13 protein-coding genes are annotated in these 17,975 nt (G+C 53.6%); 9 read left to right on the top strand and 4 right to left on the bottom strand.

Annotated elements, in window-relative coordinates; translation table 11 throughout:
* Positions 1–6: 6 nt before the first annotated feature.
* The 7 genes from H1D31_RS15695 to dauA all read left to right on the top strand — a co-directional run bounded on the left by H1D31_RS15695 (position 7) and on the right by dauA (position 11,773).
* Positions 7–2,451, top strand: a complete 2,445-nt coding sequence (locus H1D31_RS15695; RefSeq protein ID WP_261259773.1) for a TIM-barrel domain-containing protein — start codon at positions 7–9, stop codon at positions 2,449–2,451.
* A 156-nt stretch (positions 2,452–2,607) separates the two neighbouring features.
* Positions 2,608–3,531 (top strand): alpha/beta hydrolase, encoded by a 924-nt coding sequence (locus H1D31_RS15690; protein ID WP_261259771.1) that lies wholly within the window; start codon positions 2,608–2,610, stop codon positions 3,529–3,531.
* Entirely contained in the window at positions 3,531–5,417 is a 1,887-nt protein-coding gene (locus H1D31_RS15685) for a glycoside hydrolase family 13 protein (RefSeq protein ID WP_261259769.1), read from the top strand. Before H1D31_RS15690 ends, H1D31_RS15685 begins: the two co-directional genes overlap by 1 nt.
* A 60-nt stretch (positions 5,418–5,477) precedes the next feature.
* Positions 5,478–6,518 carry a linear amide C-N hydrolase gene (locus H1D31_RS15680; protein WP_261259768.1) on the top strand — a complete coding sequence of 347 codons (1,041 nt, stop codon included), beginning with the start codon at positions 5,478–5,480 and terminating at the stop codon, positions 6,516–6,518.
* 133 nt (positions 6,519–6,651) lie between these two features.
* Complete coding sequence (locus tag H1D31_RS15675) at positions 6,652–8,148, top strand: MFS transporter (protein ID WP_261259766.1); 1,497 nt, start codon at positions 6,652–6,654, stop codon at positions 8,146–8,148.
* Between the two features lie 3 nt (positions 8,149–8,151).
* Entirely contained in the window at positions 8,152–9,858 is a 1,707-nt protein-coding gene (locus H1D31_RS15670; protein ID WP_261259764.1) for an alpha-amylase family glycosyl hydrolase, read from the top strand.
* Between the two features lie 139 nt (positions 9,859–9,997).
* Positions 9,998–11,773, top strand: a complete 1,776-nt coding sequence (dauA, locus tag H1D31_RS15665; RefSeq protein ID WP_261259763.1) for a C4-dicarboxylic acid transporter DauA — start codon at positions 9,998–10,000, stop codon at positions 11,771–11,773.
* 4 nt (positions 11,774–11,777) lie between these two features.
* Here dauA and H1D31_RS15660 read toward each other — a convergent pair whose 3' ends face one another.
* Positions 11,778–12,818 carry a LacI family DNA-binding transcriptional regulator gene (locus H1D31_RS15660; RefSeq protein WP_261260102.1) on the bottom strand — a complete coding sequence of 347 codons (1,041 nt, stop codon included), beginning with the start codon at positions 12,816–12,818 and terminating at the stop codon, positions 11,778–11,780.
* A gap of 81 nt (positions 12,819–12,899) precedes the next feature.
* Positions 12,900–13,577 carry a DUF3334 family protein gene (locus H1D31_RS15655; protein WP_065955410.1) on the bottom strand — a complete coding sequence of 226 codons (678 nt, stop codon included), beginning with the start codon at positions 13,575–13,577 and terminating at the stop codon, positions 12,900–12,902.
* Between the two features lie 131 nt (positions 13,578–13,708).
* Here H1D31_RS15655 and H1D31_RS15650 point away from each other — a divergent pair, with 131 nt between their 5' ends.
* On the top strand, positions 13,709–14,914 hold the full coding sequence (locus tag H1D31_RS15650; RefSeq protein WP_261259761.1) for a multidrug effflux MFS transporter: 1,206 nt from the start codon (positions 13,709–13,711) through the stop codon (positions 14,912–14,914).
* Here H1D31_RS15650 and H1D31_RS15645 read toward each other — a convergent pair.
* Positions 14,911–15,063 (bottom strand): hypothetical protein, encoded by a 153-nt coding sequence (locus H1D31_RS15645; protein ID WP_176714600.1) that lies wholly within the window; start codon positions 15,061–15,063, stop codon positions 14,911–14,913. The genes H1D31_RS15650 and H1D31_RS15645 overlap by 4 nt on opposite strands.
* Positions 15,064–15,243: 180 nt before the next feature.
* Here H1D31_RS15645 and pyrC point away from each other — a divergent pair, with 180 nt between their 5' ends.
* Positions 15,244–16,287 (top strand): dihydroorotase, encoded by a 1,044-nt coding sequence (gene pyrC, locus H1D31_RS15640; RefSeq protein WP_065955409.1) that lies wholly within the window; start codon positions 15,244–15,246, stop codon positions 16,285–16,287.
* A 16-nt stretch (positions 16,288–16,303) separates the two neighbouring features.
* Here the strand turns inward: pyrC and H1D31_RS15635 are convergent, their stop codons facing one another.
* Entirely contained in the window at positions 16,304–17,806 is a 1,503-nt protein-coding gene (locus H1D31_RS15635; protein ID WP_065955408.1) for a YifB family Mg chelatase-like AAA ATPase, read from the bottom strand.
* Between the last annotated feature and the right edge of the window lie 169 nt (positions 17,807–17,975).

Here is a 17,975-nt window from a genome sequence, read left to right as displayed (position 1 = left end):
GCCACTATGCAGCTTGTTATAATGCGGATCGCTGGTCTGCTGTTATTGCTGGGGCTGCTGTTTAACAGCAGTCAGGCCGTCGAACATTATCAAAGTCACCGCCAAACCGCGCAGGGCCTGATCCTGACCACGGATCAGGGTGAAGTGAGCATCGCCTTTTACAACGCCCACAGTGTCGCTGTCTGGTATCAGCGAAGCGCTGTGCTGCAACAAGACTCCTTGTTGATCGGCACAGCACCACAGCCGGTAGCCTTGCAATTGGCGCTTGATGAGCAACAACTGACCTTGCAAAGTGATGCCTTGCAACTGGTGATCAACAAAAGCCCGTTAAGTATTGCCTTTTACCGCGATGGCGAGCTGTTAACCCGCGATCAGGCCGGCCTGATTCAGGCGGATGGTCAGCTGGGTTTTGATTTTAGCCTTGCCGAGCAGGAAAAACTGGCCGGTGCCGGGCAGCGAGTGCTGGGTATGGATCGCCGCGGTCATAAGTTACCGCTCTATAACAAGGCGCATTATGGTTACAGTACCGAGTCGAGCCAGATGTACTTTAGTCTGGCCGGTATTTTATCCGATAAAAACTATCTGCTGCTGTTTGATAATGGCGCCACTGGTGAGCTGGATCTGGGCCATAGCCAGGCAGATCAGTTACGTTTCCGTGCCCAGGGCGGCCGCAGCAGCTATCTGCTGGTCGCCGCCGATACGACGCCTGAGTTGATCCAGCAGTATCTGGCGGTCAGTGGCAAACCGCCATTACCCGCGCGCTGGACCTTAGGCAACTATGCCTCGCGCTTTGGTTATCGCACCGAGGCAGAGGCGCGGGCGGTGGTGCAAAAATTCCGCGATCTTAAGCTGCCACTAGATGCCATTGTGATCGATCTATACTGGTTTGGACCGGATATTCAGGGCCATATGGGTAATCTGGACTGGGATCGTGAAGCATTCCCAAATCCAGAGCAAATGCTGGCCGATTTTGCCGCCGATGGTGTTAAAACGATCCTGGTGACGGAGCCCTTTATTCTGACAACCTCCAAGCGCTGGGATGAAGCGGTCGCGGCGAGTGCTATTGCGCCGGGGCCGGATGGTCAGCCAAAGACCTTTGATTTTTACTTTGGCAATACTGGTCTGGTTGATGTGTTTAATCCCAAAGCCGCCGATTGGTTCTGGCAGCGTTACCATCAGTTACTGACGCAAGGTGTTGGTGGTATTTGGGGCGATCTGGGCGAGCCTGAAGTGCACCCGGCCGATACCTATCATTATCTGCCGGGCATTGGCTTACAGCCTGCCGATGCAGTGCATAATGCCTATGGCCATCGCTGGGCTGAGTTGGTGCATCAGGGCTATCGCCGTGATTTCCCGGCACAGCGGCCCTTTATAATGATGCGCGCCGGCAGCTTAGGTTCGCAGCGCTTTGGTATGGTGCCCTGGACTGGTGATGTTGACCGCAGCTGGGGCGGGCTAAAGCCTCAGGTTGAACTGGCGCTGCAAATGGGCCTATTTGGCTTTGGCTGGATCCACTCTGACTTAGGTGGCTTTGCCGGTGGCGAAGTCTTTGATCCTGAGCTTTATATCCGCTGGCTGCAATATGGCGTATTTCAGCCGGTGTACCGGCCACATGCTCAGGAGCATATTGCCCCTGAGCCGGTATTCCATAGCCAGGAAGTGATTAACACCCTGCGCCCCTGGCTGGAGTTACGCTACCGCTTATTGCCATACAACTATACGCTGGCCTATCAGCATAGCCAAAGTGGTATACCGCTGATGCGGCCGTTGTTCTTCCTCGATGAGCAAAACCCGGCGCTACGCGATGAAGCCAACAGTTATTTATGGGGTGATGCCTTTTTAGTGGCGCCGGTAACGGAACCAGGCGTAACAAGCTGGCCGGTAAATCTGCCGCAAGGCATCTGGTTTGATTTCTTTAGCGGCGAGCGGCTGGAAGGTGGTCAGGTGCTACAGCGCCCGGTGACGATCGATACCATTCCGGTGCTGGTAAAAGCCGGTAGCTTTATTCCGATGACCGACAGCTTGCAACGCACCGCGGATTATCAGGGCAAGGCTTTAACGCTGCACTATTACGCCGATCAGAGTGTCGCTACCAGCCAGTACAGCCTGTTTGAAGATGATGGCGTAACGCCGGATTCGGTTGCGAAAGGCCAATATGAGCTGCTGCATTTCGCGGCCACGACGGAAGGCAACAGGCTAACGCTGAACTTTAGCCGCGAAGGCGGGGAGTATCAGGGCAAGCCGGCCAGCCGCGATTTAACACTGGTGCTGCATAACCAACGTGGCAAGGCGCGTAAAATCTATCTGGATGGCCGTTATATCCCGATTGTTGCCCAGCCGCAGCGCTTTGCCCGCGGTGAAAATATCGCCTGGTATGACAAAGCGAATAAGCAATTGCATATTAAGTTGCCTCTTAAGGCTGCAACTAAACAATTACAGCTTCACTATTAAACGTCGAGGCTAAACCCAAACGCCAAAGGTGACAGTTTTAAATGCTGTCATGTTTGGCGGGGGCATAGTACCGGAGACATAGTACCGGAGGCAAAGATGACGGCGCTTAGAAAATATTGGCGGCGGGGATGGCTAAGTGGTTTATTTTGCGGGTTAATGTTAAGTAGTACTGTGTTGGCAGCAGACGATAATACGGCAACTTTGCCAGGCGTTAAGGTTGGCCAACTTGTCAGGTTAGCGCAGATCGCGTCAGTCTATGTGCCCAGCCGCCCGATCGATGTCTGGTTACCGGAGGGCTATAGCAGTGCACAGCGCTATGCGGTGCTCTATATGCACGATGGTCAGATGTTATTTGATGCCCGTACCACCTGGAATGGCCAAAGCTGGCAGGTAGCCGAAACGGCGCAGCAGTTACAGCAACAGGGGCAGGTGCGGCCCTTTATTGTGGTGGGCATTCACAATATTGGTGCGGCGCGGCACAGCGAGTATTTTCCGCAGCAGCCCTTTTTAAGTTTACCGGAAGCGGTGCAGCAACAGCTGTATCAACTGGAGCGCGCGCCCGGTGTGCCGTTATTTGCCGGTGCCGTTTACAGCGATAACTATCTGCGCTTTTTAGTAACAGAACTAAAACCCTATATCGATCAGCATTTTGCTACTGATCCGGCACGCGAAGCGACCTTTATTATGGGCTCCAGTATGGGCGGCCTGATTTCCTGGTATGCGCAAAGCCGCTATCCGCAGGTATTTGGTGGTGCCGCTGCCTTATCCACCCACTGGCCCGGCACCTTTAGCGTAGAGAATAACCCGATCCCGCAGGCCTTTCTAAGCTATCTGGAGCAGCAGCTCCCCGCTGCCGGCCAGCATAAGTGGTACTTTGATTATGGTGACCAAACGTTGGATGCGCTCTATCCGCCGTTACAGCAGGAGGTCGATCGCTTATTCCGGCGCAAAGGTTTTAGCGCGCCCTTGTGGCACAGCGAGCTGTTTGCCGGTACCGATCACAGTGAACAGGCCTGGGCGGCCCGGTTAGCAACACCACTGCGCTTTTTACTGACTAAGCCAACGCAGGAGCAAAACTAATGCGTAATTTTTTGCAATTAAAGTTATTTGGCTTATTAGCTATCTATGGCCTGAGTTTTGGTTTGCAGGCGGCTAGTGAATACGCGTCTAGGGTACAGCGGGTTGAGCCACTGAACTGGTGGGGTGGTATGCAGCATCCGACTGTTGAGCTGATGCTGTACGGGGATAAGTTAGCGGAGTTAACACCTAAGCTCAGCTATCCCGGGGTTAGCATCAGTGCTGTGCATCGTACCGATAACCCGAATTATCTGTTTGTTGAGCTGACACTGTCTGCTGATGCGGCAGCGGGCACCTTGCCACTGCAGCTTTGGCGCGGCGCAAAGGCCGTACAGCAAGTCGATTACCCGTTATTGGCGCGAAGTGAAGGTTCAGCACAGCGCCAGGGCTTCTCACCAGCCGATGCGATTTATCTGATTACGCCGGATCGCTTTGTAAATGGCGACCCCAGTAACGACAGCGTACCCGAGATGCTGGAGCAGGCGAACCGGCAGGATGATAATGGTCGTCATGGCGGCGATCTGGCCGGGATGCAACAAGCGCTGCCGTATTTGCAGCAGCTGGGTGTCACCGCGGTTTGGCCAACGCCGCTAACCGAAAATAATCAACCGGCTTATTCCTATCACGGCTATTCCGCCACCGACTTTTACCGGGTGGATCCCCGCTTTGGCAGCAATGCGCAGTTCCGCGATTTTGTTGCGGCCGCCAATTCGCTCGGTATTAAGGTGATTCAGGATATTATCGTTAATCATATTGGCAGTAATCACTGGTGGCTGCCGGACTTACCGGCTAAAGACTGGCTGAACTTCCCCAACGGCGATGGCAATGGCAACTTTGTGCCAACCAATCATAACCGCAGCACCATTCAGGACCCTTATGCGGCCGATATTGATCGCGAGCTATTTACCGATGGCTGGTTTGTTGACACCATGCCGGACTTAAATCAGCGTAACCCCAGATTAGCGACCTATCTTATTCAGAATAGCATCTGGTGGGTGGAATATGCGGGGTTGTCCGGTATTCGGGAAGATACCTATTCTTACGCTGATAAAGCCTTTTTAAGCGAGTGGGGCCGGCGCATTATGCAGGAATATCCTCAGTTTAATATTGTCGGTGAAGAGTGGAGCCCGAATCCGCTTATCGTCTCGTACTGGCAGGCCGGCAAGCAGAATAAAGATGGCTATGTTTCGCATACTCCGGCGATGCTCGACTTCCCGCTGTATGACGCCCTGCTAAAATCACTGGCAGAGCCAGAGAGCTGGAATAGCGGCTGGATCCGCCTGTATGAAATGCTGAGCAATGACCATGTCTATGCCAACCCCTTTAATCTGGTGATCTTTGAGGGTAATCATGACACCGCCCGCTTGTTCTCTGTGCTGGGCGAAGATCAAGACTTGTTCCGGATGGCGCTGAGCTACCTCTTTACCATGCGCGGTATTCCACAACTGTTTTATGGCACTGAGCTGGCGCTGACCAGCCCGCCACAGCGCGATGATGGCAAGGTACGGGCTGATTTTCCCGGCGGTTGGGCGGGTGACAAGGTCAATGCCTTTACCAGCGTGGGGTTAACGGATACCCAGCGCATGGCGCAGCAACTGGTGAGCCGGCTGCTAAACTGGCGTAAAACTGCCAGCGCAATCCATCAGGGTAAGCTACTGCACTTTGCCCCGGATCGCGGCACCTATACCTATTTCCGCTATAACGAGCAGCAAACTGTGATGGTGGTGATGAATAAGCAACCGCATCCGGTAACACTGGAGCTGGCACGTTTTAGACAGGTGCTGCCAGCCAAGGTGCAAGCCACAGAGGTGCTAACTGGTGCAAAATTGCTGCTGCAACAACAGCTAACCGTGCCGGCGCGGGGCGTATTGGTATTAGATATTCGCTAAACTGCGACTGTTCTGCCATAGTTAGCAGTGAATTTTTCATTGTTTAACAGGGACTTTCCAATGCGAATTAGAAAACTGCTTGCTGTGACCTGCTTGGCCGCGCTACTGCCATTGGCAGTAAGTGATGCCTGTACCCGCGCTGTCTATAAAGGGCCGGAGCAAACCATTATTACCGCCCGCTCGATGGACTGGAAAGATGAAATTCCGGCGAATCTTTGGTTATTCCCGCGCGGTATCGAGCGCCAGGGCGAAGTCGGCGCTAACTCGGTACGCTGGACCGCCAAATATGGCAGTGTGGTGGCCAGCGCCTTTGATATTGCCAGCGCTGATGGCATGAATGAAAAAGGTCTGGTAGCGAATTTATTGTGGCTGGTCGAGTCACGCTATGCCGATTACGACGGCAAGGCGCCGGGGTTGTCTATCGCCGCCTGGGTGCAGTATATGCTGGATAATTTTGCCAGCGTGGCCGAAGCGGTGGCCTTTATGCGGCAAGAGCCTTTTGTTATTGTTTCGGCCGATATTCCGGGCACCAGTAAGTTTGCGACCCTGCATCTGTCGCTGTCGGATGCCAGTGGGGATAATGCGGTATTTGAGTATCTGGATGGCAAACTGGTGATCCACCATAGCCCTGACTATACCGTGATGACCAATTCACCGATTTTTGAAAAACAGCTGGCGATTAATGAATACTGGCAGCAAATTGGTGGCACCGTGATGTTACCCGGTACTAACCGGGCCGCTGACCGCTTTGTCCGGGCATCGTTTTACTTAAATGCGATACCGCAAACCAGCGATGCGAAACTGGCGGTGGCCAGTGTCTTTAGCGTGATTCGCAATGCCTCGGTGCCCTTTGGTATTTCCTCCGAAGCCGAACCCAATATTTCCTCGACCCGCTGGCGCAGTCTGGCGGATCATAAAAACCTGACCTACTACTTTGAAACGGCGCTAACGCCTAACGTATTCTGGGTTGATATCCGTCAGGTCGATTTTAGTGCCGGACAACCGGTGCGCAAGTTGCGGCTGGCAGAGCATCAGGTGTATGCCGGCGATGCGCTGGTCCAGTTTAAGCCGGCCCAGCCGTTTGTGTTTGCCGGACTCTAAAACCTCACAGCACCGGCGCCGCAGTGGCACCGGTGCTTGCTGAATACGTATTCATCTTGTCCTTGCCGGTAAATGCAGGTATCAAACAGCCTGACAGGTAAATAATTATAAAACCGCAAAAGAGAACAGCATTATGCAAACCAAACCAAACCTCAGCTTTTGGCAGATTTGGAATATGTGCTTTGGGTTTTTTGGTATTCAGTTTGGCTTTGCCCTGCAAAATGGCAACGTCAGCCGGATCTTCCAAACCCTGGGCGCCGACATGGAGCAAATTCCGATCCTGTGGATCGCCGCCCCGCTAACCGGTTTACTGGTTCAGCCGATCATTGGCCACTTTAGTGATAAAACCTGGACTAAGCTGGGCCGGCGCCGGCCGTTCTTTTTATACGGCGCTTTAGCCACCACCGCGGCGCTGGTGATTATGCCAAACTCGCCGACCTTGTGGATCGCCGCCGGTATGCTGTGGATTTTAGACGCCGCCATTAACGTGACGATGGAGCCGTTTCGCGCCTTTGTCGGTGATAACCTGAATAAACAGCAGCGGCCGACCGGCTTTGCCATGCAATCCTTTTTTATCGGTGTCGGTGCCGTGGTCGCGTCTGCCTTACCCTGGATTATGACCAACTGGTTTGGCGTCGCCAATACTGCTGCTGAAGGGCTGATCCCGGATTCGGTGGTGTACTCTTTCTATGCCGGTGGTGTGGTACTGTTTTTAGCGGTGGGCTGGACCATTATTTTCAGTAAAGAATATAGCCCGGAGCAACTGGCTGCTTTTGATGCCGCTGAGCGGGCAGAACACCCCAGTGCGCCTATGGCAACCCCGGCTCAGGATTACTGGCGCAGTGGCGCCGCCGCTGTGGTGATTGGCGTGGCAGCCTTTGCTGCGGTTGGGTTCTGGCAGCTGGATAAGCAACTGTATTTACTTGGCGCCTTAGTTGCCGCCTTTGGTTTACTGCAATGGGCGGCCAGCTGGTTTAAGCAACAGCAAAACCGCAATATGCTGGTACAGCTGACCGATGATTTATTTACCATGCCGAAAACCATGCGCCAACTGGCCGTGGTGCAGTTTTTCTCCTGGTTTCCGTTATTCGCGATGTGGATCTACACCACCGCCGCCGTCACCAGCTACCACTATGGCACCACCGATACGACTTCGGTAGCCTATAACAATGGCGCTGACTGGGTTGGGGTATTGTTTGCGGTGTATAACGGTTTCGCCGCCATTGCTGCCTTGCTGATCCCGCTACTGGTTAAAGCCACCAGTACGCAAAAAGCGCACTGCATTAACCTGCTATTCGGCGCTCTGGGTTTATTCTCCTTCTTCCTGATTAAAGATCCAGCGCTGTTATGGTTACCTATGATTGCAATTGGTATTGCCTGGGCCTCGATTTTGTCACTGCCTTACGCGCTGTTATCTAACTGTTTACCGGCCCATAAAATGGGGGTGTATATGGGCATGTTTAACATCTTTATCGTGTTGCCACAGCTGCTGGCAGCAGCCATTCTGGGCAGTCTGGTGGGTTATCTGTTCCAGGGGCAGGCCATTTATGCGCTGGCGATTGGTGGCGTCAGTTATGTGATAGCGGCACTTTATGTGTTGCGGGTAAAAACCGAAACAGTAAAGGGATAAACCATGTTAAGAACCTCATTAACCGCGCTGACGCTGGCGCTGGCACTTAGCGCCTGCAAGCCGGCGCCACAGCAAACTGAAACTGTTGCCGCACCACTGGCGGCTAGCGCAGCAGCTGAGTCTGGCCCCTGGTGGCAGGATGCGGTGTTTTATCAGATCTGGCCGCGTAGCTTTTACGATACTAGCGGCGATGGCCATGGCGATTTCAATGGTATGACCGCCAAGCTGCCGTATTTACAGGAGCTGGGTATTAACGCCATCTGGTTAACGCCGATGTTTGAAGCGCCCTCCTATCACGGTTACGACTTTACTGAGTTTTATCAGGTGGAGCGTGACTACGGCAGCATGGCAGAATTTGAAGCCTTTATTCAGGCGGCCGATGCCAAAGGCATTAAGGTGATTCTGGATTTAGTAATTAACCATATCTCGCGTGAGCACGAGTGGTTTCGTAAATCGGCCGAAGGCATCGCGCCCTATAAAGATTATTTTGTCTGGCGTAAGGATTTACCAGCCAAAGGCGAAGGCTGGGGCCACGCCTGGGCTGATAATGATCAGCCGGACGCAGTTTGGCACTTTGATGAACGGCGCGGTGAATATTATTACGCCGCCTTTGGTGCGACCCAGCCGGATCTGAATTTGGAACATCCGGATGTGGTGGCCGAAATGAAGAAGATGGCGAAATTCTGGCTGGACAAGGGTGTGGCCGGTTTCCGCTTAGATGCGGTGCGCTTTGTGATGGAAAGTGGCCCGGATGGTCAGGCCGATTTGCCGGCGACCATTGATTACTGGCGCGATTTTAATGCCTTTGTAAAAAGTGTGAACCCGGAAGCTTATTTAGTTGGCGAGGCTTGGGTAGATATCCCGATTGCCGCCAAATATTGGGGCAACGGTGAGGGGCTGGATCAGGGCTTTGACTTTGAAGTGGGTTATAAAATTATTGGTCAGCTGCAGCAAAATGCTGGCAATGCTGCGCAGTTTGGTACTATTAGCGGTACGCAAAGTGGCGAATTACACCCGCTACAGGAAAACCTGCAACGTCGTCTGGACTCGTCCGCGCCACTGGCATTCTTCACGCCGTTTTTAACCAACCATGATCAGGACCGCGTCGCCTTTCAGTTAAGCGGTGACCGCGCGACGGTACTGCAAAAATCCAAACTGGCCGCAGCCATGCTGTTTAGCTCGCCCGGTACTAAGTATCTTTACTACGGTGAAGAGATTGGCTTAACGCAGGCACAAAGTGGCCACGATGTATACAAACGCGCACCTATGCTGTGGAACACTGAGGCCCAGGCTGGCTTTACCGCAGCGCCGCTTAGCTGGGTAGAGCAAAAAGAGCAGTTTACCGTGCAGTTTGCCGATTGGTGGCCGGACTTTTTACAGCAGCAGTTAAGCGCCGGTGGTAATACCGTAGCAGAGCAGCAAGCCCAGCCAGATTCACTGTGGCGCCTGTATCAGTTCTTAATCGCGCAGAAAAAGCAGCGGCCTGAGCTAAAGCTGGCAGGCAGCTATCAGGTGACAGAGCCTGTTACCGGCCTGCTGCAGATTGACCGCGAGCTAAATGGCAGCCATACCCGCTTTGTGCTGAACCTGAGTGAACAGCCGTTAGATATCAGTGCCTCTCTGGAAAGCAAGCTCAATGCCAGCTGGGGCTTTGATCTTAATGCCAGTCAGCTGGCCCCCTATGGTTTAGTGGTGCTGCAAAGCCAATAAACTCTCCCGGACCCCGGCTGCACGAAGTTGTTGTAGCCGGGCGCTTCTCTGTGCAGATCTTTTGCGACTAAAAGCCGATAGTCCGCAGCCTAAGTCCGCGCTACACTTACTATATTATCCTTAGCTAAGAGAATGCCGGATGTCGCATCGCGCCCATTTATTTTCGTTACGGATTTGCCATGCTTTGCGTGAGAGTCTGGCCGAGGGTTATAACCGGCACAAGCTGGTAAAGGACTTACTGGCCGGTGTCACGGTTGGGATTATTGCAATTCCACTGGCGATGGCGCTGGCGATTGCATCCGGTGTACCGCCGCAGTATGGGCTTTATACAGCCATTATCGCCGGCTTTGTGATTGCCCTAACCGGCGGCTCGCGTTTTAGTATCTCCGGGCCGACCGCGGCCTTTGTGGTGATCCTGTATCCGATAGCGTTAAAGTACGGTTTAAGTGGTTTACTGCTCGCCTCAGTGCTGGCCGGGGTGATGCTGGTGGCGATGGCGCTGTTTCGCTTGGGCCGTTTAATTGAATATATCCCGGAGTCAGTAACCCTCGGCTTTACCTCAGGTATTGCGATAGTAATCGTTATTCTGCAAATCAAAGACTTCTTTGGTTTGCCATTGGCGGCGTTACCTGAGCATTTTGGCGATAAAATCTGGTTACTTGGCCAGCAATTACCACACTTTGCCTGGCCAAGCCTGTTGGTCGCAGCTGTGACACTGGCGGTAATGATTGGCTGGCGTCGCTTAAATACTGCTATTCCGCCGCATCTGCCGGCGCTCTTGGTCGGTACCTTACTGGGGTTGCTATTACTGCAATTTGGTATTGATTTACCGACGGTGGCCTCGCGTTTTAGTTATACCGCTGCTGATGGCAGCCTGGCTGCCGGGGTGCCGCCGTACTTGCCCTATTTTGACTGGCCCTGGAACCGCCCCGGCCCCGCAGGTGAGCCATTGAGTTTTAGCTGGCAGCTGGCAAAAGATTTATTGGCTGCCGCCTTTGCCATTGCCATGCTAGGGGCCATTGAATCGCTACTCTGTGCGGTGGTGCTGGATAATGCCAGTGGCCGGCGCCATAGTGCTAATAGTGAATTATTGGGGCAGGGTATCGGTAATATTATTACGCCGTTCTTTGGTGGCATTACGGCCACCGCGGCGCTGGCGCGTTCATCGGCGAATTTTAAAGCCGGCGCCCAGTCGCCCATCGCTGCTATGGTGCATGCAGTGGTGGTGCTATTCGCTTTATTACTGCTAACACCGGTATTGGCCTATCTGCCAATGGCGGCTTTAGCTGCGCTGTTGGTTATGGTGGCCTGGGGCATGAGTGAAGCGCCGAAAGCCTGGCACTTACTCAAAACCGCGCCACGTGGCGATGTGCTGGTGTTTTTAGTCTGCCTGTTACTGACGGTAGTATTTGATATGGTAATCGCTATTACTGCCGGTATTTTGCTGGCGACCATGCTGTTTATGAAAGATATTGCTGCGATGACTAAGGTCACCGATATCAGCGGCAACCGCAAGCAAGTTGAACAGGTATTACCTGAAGGTTGGAAGGTATTAAAAATCAGCGGCCCGCTGTTTTTTGCCGCTGCCGATCGGATTTTTGCCGAAGTGGCGCTGCTCAGCCAGCAACAACGTGGGCTGGTACTCTATATGGATGGGGTGCCACTGCTAGATGCCGGAGGTTTGGCGGCACTGGATAAACTGCTACATAACAGTTGTAAGCAAGGGGTGGAGTTACTGATCGCGGACTTACAGTTTCAGCCGTTAAAAACCCTGGCTAAGGCCGGCGTTAAGCCAGAGCCGGGGCAGCTGACCTTTTACCCGACCTTGCGCGAGGCGCTGGAGCAGCTGGCCGGCCGGCAAGCTGTGCCAACCACGCCAACTACGCCCGAGACTGCGGTATTACCGGCCAGTTAATGGGCTAGTTAGCGCTATTGCCGGCAGCACCACAGGATTGCCGCACCACCAGCTTAGGCTCAATCAGGTTGTCGGTAATGGGCTGGTTGTTGATCAGTTTCAGCAGGTTATTCACTAACAGCTCACCGGCTTTGCTGGTATCCTGTTGAATCGTACTTAAGCCCGGTGATGCAAAAGAGGCGGCTGGGATATCATCAAAGCCCATCACTGCGATCTGTTCCGGGACTTGAATACCACGACGTTTCAGACAGCGCATCACGCCAATCGCAATCAAGTCACTGGCACAGAAAATCGCATCGATACTGACACCACTGTCCAGCAAGGTAGCGGTGGCCTGATCGCCGGCACTTTCAGTTGAGATCGCATCAAAGTGCGGTACCTGTTGTGGTGTAATGCCGGCTTTGGCCAGCGCATCAATAAAGCCCTGATAGCGGGCGCTGAATTCCGGGCTGCCCTGTGAGGCATTGCCAATAAAGGCAAAATGGCGGTGGCCGGTATGCAGTAAATGCTCGCCGGCCAGATAGCCGCCCTGCCAGTTATTGCTGCGAATAGTAAATTCCGGATGGCCTAATACTTCGGCCCCCCAGCAGACAAAGTGAGTTTGCTGCGCCAGTAATTTGGCCAGCTTTTCCTCGTAATCAACATAGTCGCCATAGCCCAGCAGGATAATGCCATCGGCCTTTTTACTGTCTTCATAGTCGGCATGCCAGTCGTCACTGAGTTGCTGAAACGATACCAGCAGATCCTGACCGTTACGGGCGCAGGCGCGGGTAATGCTGCCAAGCATCGATAAAAAGAACGGATTGATCAGCGACTCATCGGTAGTGGGATCTTCAAACAGCAGTAATGCCAGCGTGCTGCTGCGCTGCTTGCGCAGATTACTGGCATTTTTATCCACCTTATAGTTCAGCTGGCGGGCAATCGCCTGCACTTTTTCGCGGGTTTCTTTGTTTACCTGGGGGCTGTCGCGTAATGCCCGTGACACCGTCGACTGCGACACGCCAGCCAAATAGGCAATATCAAAAGAGGTCGCTTTATCCTTCATCTTTTCCTGCTGTTTACCCAAAATCTCTGTCAAGGCCAGCTGGCTGCTCCGGCTGTCTGGCCTGGCTATTCTATGTTAGCTTTACAGCCCGAGATCACGCAAAAAGTCATCATCGGCTTGCTGAGCGGCGGCATTTGACTGCTCTTGCGCCTGGTCTTGCAGTGCCTGCTGCAGAATATCATCCGGGCTATTCTGTACCGCTTTTTCAAATTCGCCGAGCTGGATAAACTCGGTTTTATCCATCGCCAGTTCCATATAGAAAATATTATGATCCGGCGTGCTAAAGGTTACCCGTCGCGCCTGCGGTTGATCCAGTTGGGTGTTGATCAGGATCTGCACCTGTTTATTGATGGCCATCATTTTCGGCTGGCTTTGATTGATTGAGGTTTGCAGCTCTAAGCGCACCTGACCGGTAAAGTCACCGACAATCTGGTTCATCAGCTCACCCATTACGTTACCGACTTCATCCGAGGTGTGGAAAGAAGCCAGTTCAGACTCCGGCATACCCATACTAAGCAGATAGCGGCGGTAAATTTCCATCGCCGCCTGAGCGGTAAAGTTAATTACCACCAGGCCGGAAAAACCGCCGTCGAACAACACAAAACAGCCCAGGTCCGGGCGCAAACAGGTTTTCTGAATTTTTTGTACCATCGGGGAATGATTGACACCGGGATTACCAGCGGCGGCCAGTACCCGCTCAACCGAGCGACATAGTGTCAGCAAAATTTCATCAGTAGTAATAATATTATTTTTTTTCATGGTGCTATTCCACAACGGATCACAGAGTATTCAGACAAGGTTTTACCGCAGTTCTGACATTTTGGCTATGCTCTTAACGCAAAAGCCATGTGAAAAGCCGCAAAAATTACCGGCCTGAGCCGGTATTGGTTATGATGGCACTTTTTGGGGTACGGGTTCTGATGAACACTGCTTTACCTTCGCTGCGGATCGTGATGTTGCTGGCTGCGGTGATCGCAATCACGCCGCTGGCGATTGACATGTATCTGCCGGCGCTGCCGTTAATGGCAAAAGAACTGCAGACGACTAATGCTCTGGTGCAGCAGTCGCTGAGTATCTATCTGGCTGCCTATGCGCTGGGGATGCTGTTATTTGGGCCCTTGGCCGATATGCTTGGGCGCCGTCCGCTGGCGCTGTTTGGCTTAACCGGCTTTCTGGGCGCCAGTGTGGCGCTGAGTCTGGTAAGCAGTATTGAAGGTTTCTTGCTTTGGCGTGCGTTACAGGCATTTTGTGGTGCGGCAGCCACAGTGGTGATCCCCGGTATAGTGCGGCATCTTTACCAACAGCATACTGCTAAGGGTATGTCTTATGTGTCGATGATTATGATGCTGGCGCCGCTGATTGCACCTGCAATTGGCAGCGGCGTGATGTATGTCACCCACTGGCAGCATATCTTTTCGTTGCTGGCATTGTATGCCGCCATTATGCTGTTGCTGTGCTGGCACTTTTTACCAGAGATTAAGCAACAAAGTGGCAATAGCGCCCGGCCGGCATTTTTCAGTGGCTATCAGCAGGTGTTTGCTAACCGCTCAGCCTGGCCCTTTATTGCCATTTCGATGTTTGCGTCCTTTAGCTTTTTTACCTTTCTCACGGCCGTGTCTTTTGTCTATATCAGTTATTTTGGTGTCAGCGAGCAGTTATTCGCGCTGTTGTTTGGCCTGAATGTGTCGTCGTTGATGTTGGCGAATTATATTAATAGTCGCCTGGTGACCCGCCTCGGGCCACAGCGGATGCTGACACTGGGATTAGTGCTGGCGCTGTTGGCGGCGACCACGCTTAGCGGCGTCAATGCTGCCGGGCTGGGGCTGTGGTATACCGTCGCCAGTATTGCACCCTTAATGGCCAGTTTAGGCCTGATTGCGACCAATGCCGATGCGCTGATCCTGATGCAGTTTCCACAGCACAGCGGCACGGCGACGGCAGTAATTGGCACCCTGCGTTTTGGTAGTGGCGCGCTGGCTGGTCCCTTATTGGGCTTGCTGTATACCGGCACGGCATTGCCATTCTCGCTGCTGATGCTGGCCGGTACTCTCTGTATTCTGGCGTCTTTACTCTGGGCCAGGGCGTTACGCCGTTAAATTTTACAGGCGCCGCCGCTGCACTCGTCGTCGTCGTCGCCAAATTGTGGTTCGGCCGGTGCTGCGGCAGCGGCCGCTAGCTGAGCCGCGACAGAGTCTTCGGCAGCATCAAAATCCAGGTGATCTAAATCAAGGTCAAAATCAGACATGGTCGGTTTTCCTAATCGGCTGCCATCGCAACCTGGCTTACATTTGGGTTTATCTTATGGCACATACTGTCAGTCAGTGTAGCAGACCCGGCTGCCACTGAAAAAGCCCGGGCAGTAATTTCGTCGCTGCGCTATCCCTGCTATCATAGCGCAACTTTTCCAGCCGGCCGGAGCTTACCGATGACGACTTTAACGCTGCAAACCCCTGATGATTGGCACCTGCATTTTCGTGATGGCGATATGTTACTGGAAACCGTACCGGCCACGGCACGGGTGTTTCAACGCGCTATCGTGATGCCCAATTTAGTGCCGCCGGTCACTACGGCCGAGATGGCAGTCGCCTACCGCGAACGTATTCTGGCGGCGCGCCCGGCCGGTAGCCGCTTTGAGCCGCTGGTCACCTTATATTTAACCGACAAAACCAGCAAAGCCGATATTCAGCAAGCCAAAGCGGCAGGGGTCGTGGCGGCTAAGTTATATCCGGCCGGTGCGACGACAAACTCCAGCTCAGGTGTCGCGGCACTGGATGCCTTATACCCGGTATTTGAGGCAATGGCCGAAGCGGGTATGTTGCTGCTGATCCACGGCGAAGTGACTGATCACGAGATTGATATCTTTGACCGTGAGAAAGTATTTATTGATCGCTATTTGCAGCATATCGTTGCCCGCTTGCCGTCACTAAAGGTGGTGTTTGAGCATATTACTACTGCTGACGCCGCCAGCTTTGTCGCCGAAGCCTCAGCTAATGTGGCGGCGACTATTACACCACAGCATTTACTGTTAAACCGCAACGATATGTTAGTCGGCGGCATCCGGCCGCATAACTACTGCTTGCCGGTATTAAAACGCCGCACCCATCAGGAAGCGCTGCGGGCTGCGGTGGCAAGCGGTTCAGCCAAGTTTTTCCTCGGTACCGACTCGGCGCCTCATGAAAAGCACCGTAAAGAATCGGCCTGCGGCTGTGCCGGCTGCTACAGCGCGCATAGCGCGATCGAGTTATATGCGCAGGTGTTTGACGAGCTGGGCTGCCTCGATAAGCTGGAAGCCTTTGCCAGCCATTATGGTGCGGATTTCTATGGTTTACCGCGCAACAGCGGCACTATTACGCTGGTACAACAGGAATGGCAGGTGCCGGCCGAAATTATGCTGCCAAACGGTAATCCGATAGTGCCATTTTTCGGTGGCCAGACCCTGAAATGGAAATTACAGCGTGGTATTCAGTAAGTCCGCGGTGCAGGACTTATTGTTTCAGGTATTGTAATAAGCGGTCCAGTGCCCGGTAACTGAGCGCCTCCAGCAAATGGGGGCGTTCGATCCTGCTACTGTGCTGTAAATCGGCGATAGTACGGCTAACTTTTAACAGCTTGTGGTAGGTACGGGCCGAAAGTTTCAGCTTTAACAGGGTGTGCTCGAGGAAATCGGCATCGCTTTGGCCAAGTCGGCAAAACTGGTCCAGCTCCTGCCCCTGCAAACGGGCATTGGCTTTACCCTGGCGGTTCAGCTGTAGGTTTCGCGCCGCCAGCACCCGCTGTTGTACTACCTTGCTGCTCTCTTCGGCTTGCGGTTGACTCAGGCTTCCAGCCGGCAACAACGGCACCTCGATTTGCAATTCAATACGTTCTAAAAACGGGCCTGACAGGCGGTTCAGATAGCGCAGGATTTCGCCATGATTAGCGCGGCCATCTTCGTGATGACCGGTCGGACTCGGGTTCAGTGCCGCCACCAGTTGAAACTGTGCCGGAAACTCCGCCTGACGCGCCGCCCGCGACACGTGAATTTTGCCGGTTTCCAGTGGCTCTCTTAGTACATCCAGCACCTTGCGCGGAAATTCGGTCAGTTCGTCGAGAAACAGCACGCCGTGCTGTGCCAACGAAATTTCGCCGGGCCTTGGCACTGAGCCACCCCCAACCAGAGCTACAGCCGAGGCGGTATGATGCGGCGCCCGAAAAGGCCTTTGTTGCCAATCCTGATGATCGCGGGCAATACCGGCGATGGAATACACGGCAGCTGCGGCCAGGGCTTCCTGCTCGGTTAAGGGCGGTAAGATCCCGGCCAAGCGCTGTGCCAGCATTGATTTACCGGTACCGGGCGGGCCAAACATCAGTAAATTATGCTCACCGGCAGCGGCCAGCTCCAGCACCCGTTTCGCCTGCTGCTGGCCTTTAACATCGGCCAGATCCGGCAGTGCGTGACGTTGTCGTACCGGTAATGGCGGTATCGGTGGCAGGGCTTGCTGCGCCAGTAAGAAGCTATGTACCTGCAGCAGATGGGTAGCGCCATGCACCGCCGCATCCGGGATCAGCTGTGCTTGCTGCGCATTGCTCATTGGCAGGATGGCGGCACGGCCGGCGTCGCGGCTGGCAATCGCCAGCGGGATCTCGCCAAGGATCGGTCTTATTTCGCCGGATAGCGCCAGTTCGCCACAAAATTCGAAGTGATCGCTGCATTTTTCTGGGAGTTGGCCAGACGCGACGATAATTCCCAGGGCAATCGCCAGGTCAAAGCGGCCACCTTCTTTCGGCAAGTCAGCCGGTGCCAGATTAACGGTAATACGTTTATCCGGAAACTGAAACCCACTGTTTAGCAGGGCGCTGCGTACCCGGTCCCGGGCTTCTTTTACCGAGGTTTCCGGCAGGCCGACCAGCTGAAAAGCCGGTAAGCCATTACTCAGGTGCACCTCTACTGTGACCAAGGGGGCGGCCAGACCATAGCGGGCCCGGCTGTAGATAATCGCCAGTGACATCGTTGCTCCCTGCAAGCTACGCCTGGTTAAAGTTTATTTTAATGTTAAATAAATGCAAGTTTTTAGGGCGTGTAATGGCGGTTGACGCCGGCCAGCCGTGGCAAGCCATTCAACAAACAGAAATTTTGTAGTTTTTCAGCGGCAGGCCGATAATTCCGATATACACTTT

This window comes from Alishewanella sp. BS5-314 (assembly GCF_025377695.1).
Lineage (GTDB): Bacteria > Pseudomonadota > Gammaproteobacteria > Enterobacterales > Alteromonadaceae > Alishewanella > Alishewanella aestuarii.
Note: the sequence above shows the minus strand (reverse complement) of the source record. Positions and strands in the feature narration are given on the sequence as shown.

Bases quoted from the DNA above. Each gene is read 5' to 3' on its own strand.
- H1D31_RS15655 (WP_065955410.1), bottom strand. From the start codon at position 13,577: ATGAAAAAAAATAATATTATTACTACTGATGAAATTTTGCTGACACTA.
- dauA (WP_261259763.1), top strand. From the start codon at position 9,998: ATGTCGCATCGCGCCCATTTATTTTCGTTACGGATTTGCCATGCTTTG.
- H1D31_RS15680 (WP_261259768.1), top strand. From the start codon at position 5,478: ATGCGAATTAGAAAACTGCTTGCTGTGACCTGCTTGGCCGCGCTACTG.
- H1D31_RS15645 (WP_176714600.1), bottom strand. From the start codon at position 15,063: ATGTCTGATTTTGACCTTGATTTAGATCACCTGGATTTTGATGCTGCC.
- H1D31_RS15685 (WP_261259769.1), top strand. From the start codon at position 3,531: ATGCGTAATTTTTTGCAATTAAAGTTATTTGGCTTATTAGCTATCTAT.
- pyrC (WP_065955409.1), top strand. From the start codon at position 15,244: ATGACGACTTTAACGCTGCAAACCCCTGATGATTGGCACCTGCATTTT.
- H1D31_RS15675 (WP_261259766.1), top strand. From the start codon at position 6,652: ATGCAAACCAAACCAAACCTCAGCTTTTGGCAGATTTGGAATATGTGC.
- H1D31_RS15670 (WP_261259764.1), top strand. From the start codon at position 8,152: ATGTTAAGAACCTCATTAACCGCGCTGACGCTGGCGCTGGCACTTAGC.
- H1D31_RS15695 (WP_261259773.1), top strand. From the start codon at position 7: ATGCAGCTTGTTATAATGCGGATCGCTGGTCTGCTGTTATTGCTGGGG.
- H1D31_RS15690 (WP_261259771.1), top strand. From the start codon at position 2,608: ATGTTAAGTAGTACTGTGTTGGCAGCAGACGATAATACGGCAACTTTG.
- H1D31_RS15650 (WP_261259761.1), top strand. From the start codon at position 13,709: ATGATGGCACTTTTTGGGGTACGGGTTCTGATGAACACTGCTTTACCT.
- H1D31_RS15635 (WP_065955408.1), bottom strand. From the start codon at position 17,806: ATGTCACTGGCGATTATCTACAGCCGGGCCCGCTATGGTCTGGCCGCC.
- H1D31_RS15660 (WP_261260102.1), bottom strand. From the start codon at position 12,818: ATGAAGGATAAAGCGACCTCTTTTGATATTGCCTATTTGGCTGGCGTG.